The organism is Bacteroidota bacterium (assembly GCA_034723125.1).
GTDB lineage: Bacteria > Bacteroidota > Bacteroidia > CAILMK01 > JAAYUY01 > JAYEOP01.
Genome location: JAYEOP010000360.1, coordinates 1404 through 10569, shown reverse-complemented (window position 1 = coordinate 10569; position 9166 = coordinate 1404). Strand labels below are relative to the sequence as shown.

The following is a 9166-nucleotide window of genomic DNA, read 5'->3' as shown; positions in this document are numbered from 1 at the left end:
GTTTTGATAAACTCAAATTTTTCTTTTTCAGTTTTTATTGGTAACATAGAAATTGCTTCTATAGAAACATCATCAAGGTTTTTTAAACTATTTGAACCAAATTTTTCTAATAATGAAAGTAATTGTTCGTAAGATGTTTTTGAAATTTTTGCTTCCGTTACTTTTTCAAAGTTTTGAATTACTTTTTGAGTATTTGTAAAACTACCACCTGTTTCAATAGGGAAGGAGGCAGGTAAAATTAAGTCAGCATTTTTAGCTGTTTCAGTCATAAAGTAATCTTGAACCATAACAAATTCAGCATCTTTAAACCATTCGGATACTTCTGCTTTCTTTATTGCTGTGCCAATTGGATCTTCTCCGAAAATTAATATGTTTTTCAACTTTCCATTTTCAAGTAATTCCTTGTTAGAAGTTGAAAGAGGTTTTGCTAATGTTTTGAGTTTCCATTTCTCTTTAATTTTGTCAGTTAGCTCTTTATTATCAACTGATACTCCACCAATTCCTAACTCAGGGAACATTCCCATATCAAATAATCCGTGTGAATTGTTTTTTTCTTTAAGAGCAATAAGTCCGCTTGATGTTTTTCCTAGCTTGCCTGTTATTAATGCAAGATTAAATAATTCGTAACTTGTGTTTGCTGATACTTCTTTTTCAGAAAATACGATAATTGCATTCATTTCAAGATTGAATTCTTTTGCAAATTCAATAATTGTTTTTTTATCAATACCTGATGCTTTTACAATTTCTTCAAAATTTAATTTTAATAAATCAGTTTTATAATTTTCAAAATCAACAGTATTATCTTTAATAAATAATGCGTTTTCCAGTCCTTTGGATAATAAATAGTGATTAATGGATTTTACAAAGTAATAATAAGATTTAATTTTTAAAGTTTTATCAACTTTGTGAGCCATTGTGCTCTTTTCATGAGTAGTAATATTTAGTGTTGGAATTGAATTTTGGAAACAACTATCATAAATATCAAATCCAAGAACAGCGTTATCATTATTTATTTCTGAACCAATAAAATAAAATTTGCTTGCACCTTTAACTTGGTCGAAAGGCACATTAGATACAGAATTATTTGCATATCCAAATCCTCTGTCAAGATAATGAAAGTTTGAAACGTTATTGGTTTTTGCACCAATAGTTGCTAACTTACTAATAAGGTACATTTCTTCATTTGTAAGTCTTGCTCCTGCATAAAATGCATTTTCATCAGCATTTACATTTTTGATTTTATCGTGAATGATATCAAAGGCTTCATCAAAACTTATTTCTTTATACTTTCCAACAACCATTAATAATGGTTTTGTTATTCTGTTACTATCATTAAAATATTGATAACCAAATTTTGGATAACGACAAATATTAGCAGTTTTGTTAATTTCACCTTCTGCCCCTGTAACCTTCATTACAAAGTTGTTTTTGTGATTAAGAGTAATTTTACAACCAATTGAGCAGTAGTTACAGATAGTTTCAACTTGTTCAAGTTCAACGGGTCCCGGCTTAAAATCAAAGTTTTCTGTAATTGCTCCTGTAGGACAGCTAGAAATACACATTCCGCAACTTTCACATGTAGTTTCTGTAAGAGATTTTCCCATACTTGGTGCAACATAAGTATCAAATCCTCTGTTAACCAATCCTAAGGCATTTGCTCCAACTACTTCCTTACATATTCGTACACATCTTGAACATAAAATACATTTGTTGTTATCAATTTCTATAAATGGATGTGAAAAATCAATGGCATATTCATTGAATTCTCCAGCAAATTTTGTTTGATCTACATCATATTCAGTTGAATGTTTTTTTAGATCACAAGTGAAATATTCAGTACATCCGCATTCAAGACATCTTTTTGATTCATTTTGGACAATATCTTCACTTTCATATCCGAGTTCAACCTCTGCAAAATTGATTCTGTTGCCTGCATCAAGAGTTGGCATTTCTTCGCGTTCTTGATTTTTAAAATTGTTTTCGTAATCTTCAGGAATTTGTTCTTTGAAATTACTTTTCTTGCTTAAAAATTCTTTCTTTTTAGGTTTTATTTCTTGTCCTGTAAGATATTGATGACAACTTAATGAAGCTATTTGTGCTTGAGCTATTGCTTCAATAATTGTAGCAGGACCGCTAACTCCATCACCAGCAGCGAATACTGATTCTATTCCTGTTTGTAATGTTTTTGGATTAACATCAATGTCTCCCCATTTGTTTGGTTTTAATTCCCCATTAATAGTATTTGTATTTATATCTTCAAGAAAATCAATTTTTGTTTTTTGTCCTATGGCTGCTAAAATATAATCAACTTCAATTTCATATTCCGAACCTTCAATAGGAATAGGTCTTCTTCGTCCTGAAGCATCAGGCTCACCTAATTTCATTTTTAAGCAGGTCATTGATTTTAACTTCCCGTCTTTGTCTTTATTGATTACTTTTGGATTTGTAAGAAATAGATATTCAACTCCTTCAATTTTTGATTCATGGATTTCAATTGGGTTTGCAGGCATTTCTTTTTCTGTACGCCTGTAAACAACTTTTACATCAGTACTTCCAAGTCTAATTGATGTTCTACAACAGTCCATTGCTGTATTTCCACCACCAACTACAATAACTTTTTTATTTGAAAAGTCAGGTTTATTGCCAGTAACTTCCATATTTTTAAGGAAAATAATTCCTGAGTAAACATTTTCAGCATCATCTCCTTCGCATCCTACCAAAGTACCATGTTGTGAGCCTATTGTTAAAATGCATGAGTCATAATCTTTTTGAATTTCTTTATAACTAATATCTTTACCAAATTCTTTGTTGCAATAAATATTTGTTCCGAGTTCTGTAATTGTTTTTATTTCTGCATCAAGAATGTCATTAGGTAATCTGTATTCAGGAATACCGTATCGTAACCAACCACCTGGATGAGGTGCTGCTTCAAAAATATCACATTGATGTCCTTTTTGCTGGAGAAAATAAGCAACTGATAAACCACCGGGACCTCCACCAATGATTGCTACTTTTTTCCCTGTAGATTTTTCTACTTTTGGTTTAAAATGATTTGCTGAATTAAGGTCAAAATCGGAAACAAAACGTTTCATGTAATCAATTCCAACCGGAGCTTTTTCATCAAGAAGATTTCTACGACATGCTGCTTCACAAGGGCGAACACATACTCTACCGCAAATTGCAGGTAATGGATTTGTTTCTTTAATTAATGCAACTGCTTCATGATACATTCCTTTATCAATAAGTGAAATATAACCTTGAACATCAACACCGGCAGGGCAAGTATCTTTGCAAGGAGCAATGCAATCGGCATAGTGATTACTTAGTAACAAATCTAGTGATGCCTTTCTTCCTTCATATACTTTTTGTGTGTCTGTTTTTATTTTCATACCCTCAGAAATTTTTGTAGAGCAGGAGGGTTGAAGTCCACGCATACCATCAACTTCTACAATACAAACATAGCAAGATGAATATGGTTTTAATCTCGGGTCATGACAAAGTGTTGGAATTTTAATGTTATTACGAGTTGCAACATCCAGAATACTTTCACCTATGTATCCTGTTACTTTGTTATCGTTTAGAAAAATATCTATTTTATTACTCATTTTAATATTAAGTTTTTAAATTAATTATGAAACTTTTATAGCATCAAATTTACATTTGGTATAACAAACACCACATTTAATACAAATATCTTGGTCAATATGATGTATTCCTTTTCTTTCTCCTTCAATTGCATCTACAGGGCAATTTATGGCACATACGGTACATCCTGTACAATTCTTGTCAATAACTTCATAAGTTAATAATCTAGTACAACTTCCTGCAGGACATTTTTTATCGTAAATATGTGCTTCGTATTCTGACCTAAAATATTTAATAGTTGTAAGAACAGGGTTAGGAGCTGTTTGTCCTAAACCGCACAATGAACTGTCTTTTATTTTATAAGCAAGTTCTTCAAGCTTTTCAATATCTCCATCTTTACCTTCTCCTTCGGTAATTCTTGTAAGAATTTCAAGCATTCTTTTTGTTCCAATTCGGCAAAAAGTACATTTACCACATGATTCTTTTTGAGTAAAATCAAGGAAGAAACGTGCAATATCCACCATGCAAGTTGTTTCGTCCATAACAACCATACCGCCTGAACCCATGATGGCTCCAGTAGCATTTACAGATTCATAGTCAACTTTTGTATCAATAAGATTTGCAGGAATACAACCTCCTGAAGGTCCGCCAAGTTGAACAGCTTTAAATTTTTTGCCATCTTGAATTCCACCGCCAAGGTCGTAAATTATTTCTTTAATTGTTGTACCCATTGGTACTTCCACAAGCCCACCGTGATTTATTTTTCCTGTAAGAGCAAATACTTTTGTACCTTTACTTTTTTCAGTTCCATATTTTGAGTATTCTTTTGCTCCGTGATGAACTATCCAAGGAATATTTGAAAATGTTTCTACATTATTAATATTAGTCGGTTGTTGCCATAGACCTGATTCTGCAGGGAAAGGAGGTCTTTTTCTTGGCATTCCTCTTTCTCCTTCAACAGATGCAATAAGTGCTGTTTCTTCGCCACACACAAAAGCTCCTGCTCCTTCTTTTACAAAAATATCAAAGTCAAAACCTTTTATCCCAAAAATATTTTTACCTAAATAACCTTTCTCTCGTGCTTGATCAATTGCAATATTTAATCGTATTATAGCCAAGGGATATTCAGCACGGCAATAAATAATTCCTTGATGTGCTTCTATTGCATAAGCTCCGATTATCATCCCTTCAAGAACTGCATGAGGGTCTCCTTCAAGAACCGACCTATCCATGAATGCACCGGGGTCTCCTTCGTCAGCATTACAAATTATAAACTTTTCATCAGATTTGTTGTTATTAGCAAATTTCCATTTTAAACCTGTAGAAAATCCTCCGCCTCCTCTTCCTCTTATTCCTGAATCAAGGATTGTTTGAATAACATCAGTAGCTGAAATATTGTTATTTGCAATCTTTTTTATTCCTTCGTATCCTTCTTGTGCTTCATATTCATCAATGTTTTCAGGGTCAATTAATCCACAATGACGAAGTGCAATTTTTACTTGACCTTCAAAATATTTGTTGTCAATGGTTTCAAACTTGTCTGTAGTAACAACATAATCTTTAATTACACTGTTATTTCCAACATGGCTTTCAATAATTTCACAAGCTTTGTCTTCATCAATTTCACCATAAGTATATGAGCCATTTTCATCTACTATTTCTACTAATGGTTCTCGATAACACATTCCGATACAACTTGTTTTTTTAAGTTCAAAATCAAGATTTTTATCGGCTTTTAATTTTTCAATTTTGTCAAAAACTTTATTTGCTCCAGCAGCAATGCCACAGCTACCAAGACCTACTATAACTTTTATTTTTTCCATAATTATTACTGCTAATTATTTTCTTTTCTTCTAATATCTTTAATAATTTTTGATGCACTTTTGGGTGTTAATTTTCCGTATGTTTCATCTCCGATCATTAGAACAGGTGCAAGAGAACAACAACCGAGACATGCTACTGACTCTAAAGTAAATAAACCGTCTTTTGTTGTTTCTCCGTCATTGATTTTTAATGTTTCTTCCAATGCAGTTGATATTGCAGTTGCATTTTGAACATGACATGCTGTTCCGTGGCATATTTTAACGATGTGTTTGCCCACAGGTTTGAGACGAAATTGTGAATAGAAAGTAGCAACTCCATACATATCGCTTAAATTAAGTCCTGTTTCTAATGAGATTTTAGAAAATGCATCTGCAGGAATGTAACCAAAAACGCTTTGTGTTTGTTGGAGTATTGGAATAAGATTGCCTTTTTTGTTTTTGTATTTTTGAATTATTGGATTTAATAAATCCAAATCAACATTCAATTCGGCTTCTTCTTTTTCTTTAAATTGTTTTTTTATTCTGGAAACTCTCATATTTTGTGAACTTAAAAAGGTTTAATAAGTTAAAAACAATATTTTTTTTGGGGCTAAATATATTTATTTTTTTTTATTATAATTTACTAATTAATCTTTTTTTTAATTGTTTGTTTGGGTGCTGGAAATAGCGAATTTTTTAACTTTTTATTTTATAAACTCATCCCTGCCTTCTCTATAAATAAAGAAGGAGGTAAGCGGGAAAGTTAAAATTTTTACAGTATTGTGTGTATTAGGTTTTTTTACAAAATTGATTTTCAAAAATTATTGTTGAAATTTAATCAAATGTATCATCCCTCTTTGCTTGCAGAGAGGGACAGGAGGGTGAGTAAAAGAAAGTTGCTATGAAAATAAATGTTCAATTTCAACTTTATATTTTTTAGCGATTCCATAATTTTAGTTTTTTTTCTTTTTTACCTCTTTTGTTTTTTCTCCTTGAGGAGAAAATTTAAGGTAAAAACTCAAATTATTACATTGGAGGTTTTAGGATTAGTAATTTGGCTACCAACTGGAGACTGCCGACTTTTTTATTTGAAAGCTCCAAGATAACGTCATTGCGAAGGAGGTATCCCGCATTTGCGGGATGGCAATCTGATGAAAGAATTGTTTATTTGTTTATCTGTTGATTTGTTTATTTGGAATTTGACTGCTGGCTGGAGACTGCCTACTGCTGACTGAGGACTGTTTTTACTACTTCTGCTAAAAAGCCCGAGATTGTCTCGGTCGTACCTCCCTCACAATGACGACTTTATGGGTTGTTGTTGTAAGAATTGTTTATTTGGTGAATTGTTTATCTGTTTAGATTCTCCTCCGTAGCTTTAGCGAAGGAGGATCTGTTTATTCGTAACACATAACTTTAAGTACTTTAGGCACTCTAGGCACTTTAAGTACTTCTTTATGTTTATTCGGAATTTGACTGCCGACTGTTGACTGGAGACTGTTTTTGACTGCCGACTATTATAGGAGGTAAGCGGTAAAGTTAAAATTTTTACAGTATTGTGTGTATTAGGTTTTTTTACAAAATTGATTTTCAAAAATTATTGTTGAAATTTAATCAAATGTATCATCCCTCTTTGCTTGCAGAGAGGGACAGGAGGGTGAGTAAAAGAAAGTTGCTATGAAAATAAATAATTTTATGGACAACCTATTTCAGGGAAAGACACAAGACTTAAACCACTTTTCTGTTCAACTTCTCATCCTTTAAACCTAACTGAGTTTATAATAATTTCGTACCTTTGATTTTGTAAATTAATGCTTAAGGTGGGTTCTATAAATACATTCGCATTAAGATTTTCAGAGTTTTTTATAGACAATGAAAAATTTTGAAGCACTATCGGGATAATGTTAAAAATTTTAAAGAAGTATATGAAAAACTCTGAAAACCCTTTGGGAACAAAGATAATAAACAATCTGACTGCGTTAAAATTTTGCTCAATAGCTTGTGCCTCCGCTAAAGCTTTCAGCGACACGCGGACGGCTATTCAGAAAAATTTGTGCCTTGCATCTTATTCATTATCTTTGTTTCTTAAAAGAAATGTATTTATAGAACCCACCTTTAATAACACTATTTTGAAAAGAATTCTTTTAACATTTTTATTTGGAGTATTTACTCTTTATGTTTCATCACAGGTTGTTCCTGTGCATCATAATTATAAAAACATCTATATATTTTTAGACGAACTTGCTTCAATGCAAATAATTGAAATAAACTCTGCAATCAAACCATATTCACGTGTTTACATTGCTGAGAAACTATTAAAAGCATCTTCTTACAAAAGCATATTGAACAAGAGGCAACAAAAAGAACTTGATTTTTATTTGAAAGATTATTACAAAGAATTAAGTAATAAATTTGAGCAAGATAATCTGATTAAAAGAATAAGGAGAATTAAAAATGAGCATGAAAGAAGAGCTGATATGTTTTATCACAAAGATTCTGTATTTACAATGTGGGTAAATCCAATTGGTGGTTTTGAGTATTATAAAAATAAAAATGATTTTGTTTATCACCAGTGGAGCGGGGCAGAAGCTTATGCTTATCTTGGAGATAACTGGGGATTTTATGTAAGTTTTAGAGATAATGAAGTTAGCACACCATTTATGAAAACAACATTGCTTTCACAAAGACAGGGTGAGGATAATAAAGGTGGAAAGTACTACAGTGATATGAGAGGAGGACTGAATTATTCATGGGCATGGGGAAGTGTAGGTTTTGTAAAAGATCATCTTTTATGGGGAAATAATTATAATGGTTCAAATATTTTTTCGGGACGTACTCCTTCTTTTCCTCAATTAAAGCTTCATTTAAATCCAATAAAGTGGTTTGATTTTAATTATATTCATGGATATCTAACATCCGAAGTAGTTGATAGTAATAGCATAGTAAATTTTGGTGGGGGTGCAATCCGTTATGAGTATTTTCCAAAATATTTTGCAGCAAATATGTATTCTTTTAATGTGTTCAAATATTTTACCGCTTCTGTTGGAAATTCAATGGTTTATTCTAATTCAAATGTTCAGCCTGCTTATTTAATTCCTTTTATTTTATTTAAATCCGTTGAGCATACAATTGCTGCAACTAATGAAAATAATGCACAAATATTTTTTGATTTAAGTTCAAGAAATATAAAGAATCTACATATTTATTCAACTTTATTTATTGATGAAATGAGTTTTGGTAATATGTGGGATAAAGATAAGCAGTCAAACTGGATTGGTTTTAAATCGGGTTTTAGGTTGAGTAATTTCCCGCTTCAAAATGTTTCATTTACCACAGAATATACAAGAACAAACCCAATGGTTTATAAGCATTATTATCCTACTTCTACTTTTGAAACAAATCAGTATAATTTAGGTCATTACTTACGTGATAATTCACAAGAAATATATTTAGCATTGACTTATAAGCCATTAAGTAAGTTGCGATTAAAATTGGATTATTTGTATGCACAAAAAGGACCTGATTATGAAGACATTCGTAATGACCCTGATAATCCATGTGCAGGTAAAGTATTTTTAACTTCTGTTGACTGGGAGCGACAAGCTTATTCGTTAAGTGCGGAATATGAATTATTCCATGATGCTTTTGTTCATGCCGAATTTGTTTCTTCAAATATTTCTGCAAAAGACCAGCAAACTTTGGATAAATATACAATGCCTATTTTTCAGGGAAAAACAAATACTTTTATTCTGGGACTAAATTTTGGCTTTTAATTCTGAGTT

4 protein-coding genes are annotated in these 9166 nt (G+C 31.7%); 1 reads left to right on the top strand and 3 read right to left on the bottom strand.

All coding sequences use genetic code 11. The features are described from left to right. The 3 genes from U9R42_09720 to nuoE all read right to left on the bottom strand — a co-directional run. Positions 1-3605: molybdopterin-dependent oxidoreductase (locus U9R42_09720; protein ID MEA3496299.1), on the bottom strand; the 3605-nt coding region annotated here is incomplete at its 3' end. 24 nt (positions 3606-3629) lie between these two features. After that, positions 3630-5408: an NADH-quinone oxidoreductase subunit NuoF gene (locus tag U9R42_09715; protein MEA3496298.1), complete on the bottom strand. Its 1779-nt coding sequence runs from the start codon at positions 5406-5408 to the stop codon at positions 3630-3632. An 11-nt stretch (positions 5409-5419) separates the two neighbouring features. After that, positions 5420-5944, bottom strand: coding sequence for an NADH-quinone oxidoreductase subunit NuoE (gene nuoE, locus U9R42_09710; GenBank protein ID MEA3496297.1), 525 nt, complete (start codon positions 5942-5944; stop codon positions 5420-5422). Between the two features lie 1365 nt (positions 5945-7309). Here nuoE and U9R42_09705 point away from each other — a divergent pair. After that, the gene (locus U9R42_09705; protein MEA3496296.1) at positions 7310-9157 is read left to right on the top strand and encodes a hypothetical protein; all 1848 of its coding nucleotides are present in this window, start codon (positions 7310-7312) and stop codon (positions 9155-9157) included. Positions 9158-9166: the final 9 nt, after the last annotated feature.

Coding starts and splice junctions, on each gene's coding strand:
- U9R42_09715 (MEA3496298.1), bottom strand. CDS start 5,408: ATGGAAAAAATAAAAGTTATAGTAGGTCTTGGTAGCTGTGGCATTGCT.
- nuoE (MEA3496297.1), bottom strand. CDS start 5,944: ATGAGAGTTTCCAGAATAAAAAAACAATTTAAAGAAAAAGAAGAAGCC.
- U9R42_09705 (MEA3496296.1), top strand. CDS start 7,310: ATGAAAAACTCTGAAAACCCTTTGGGAACAAAGATAATAAACAATCTG.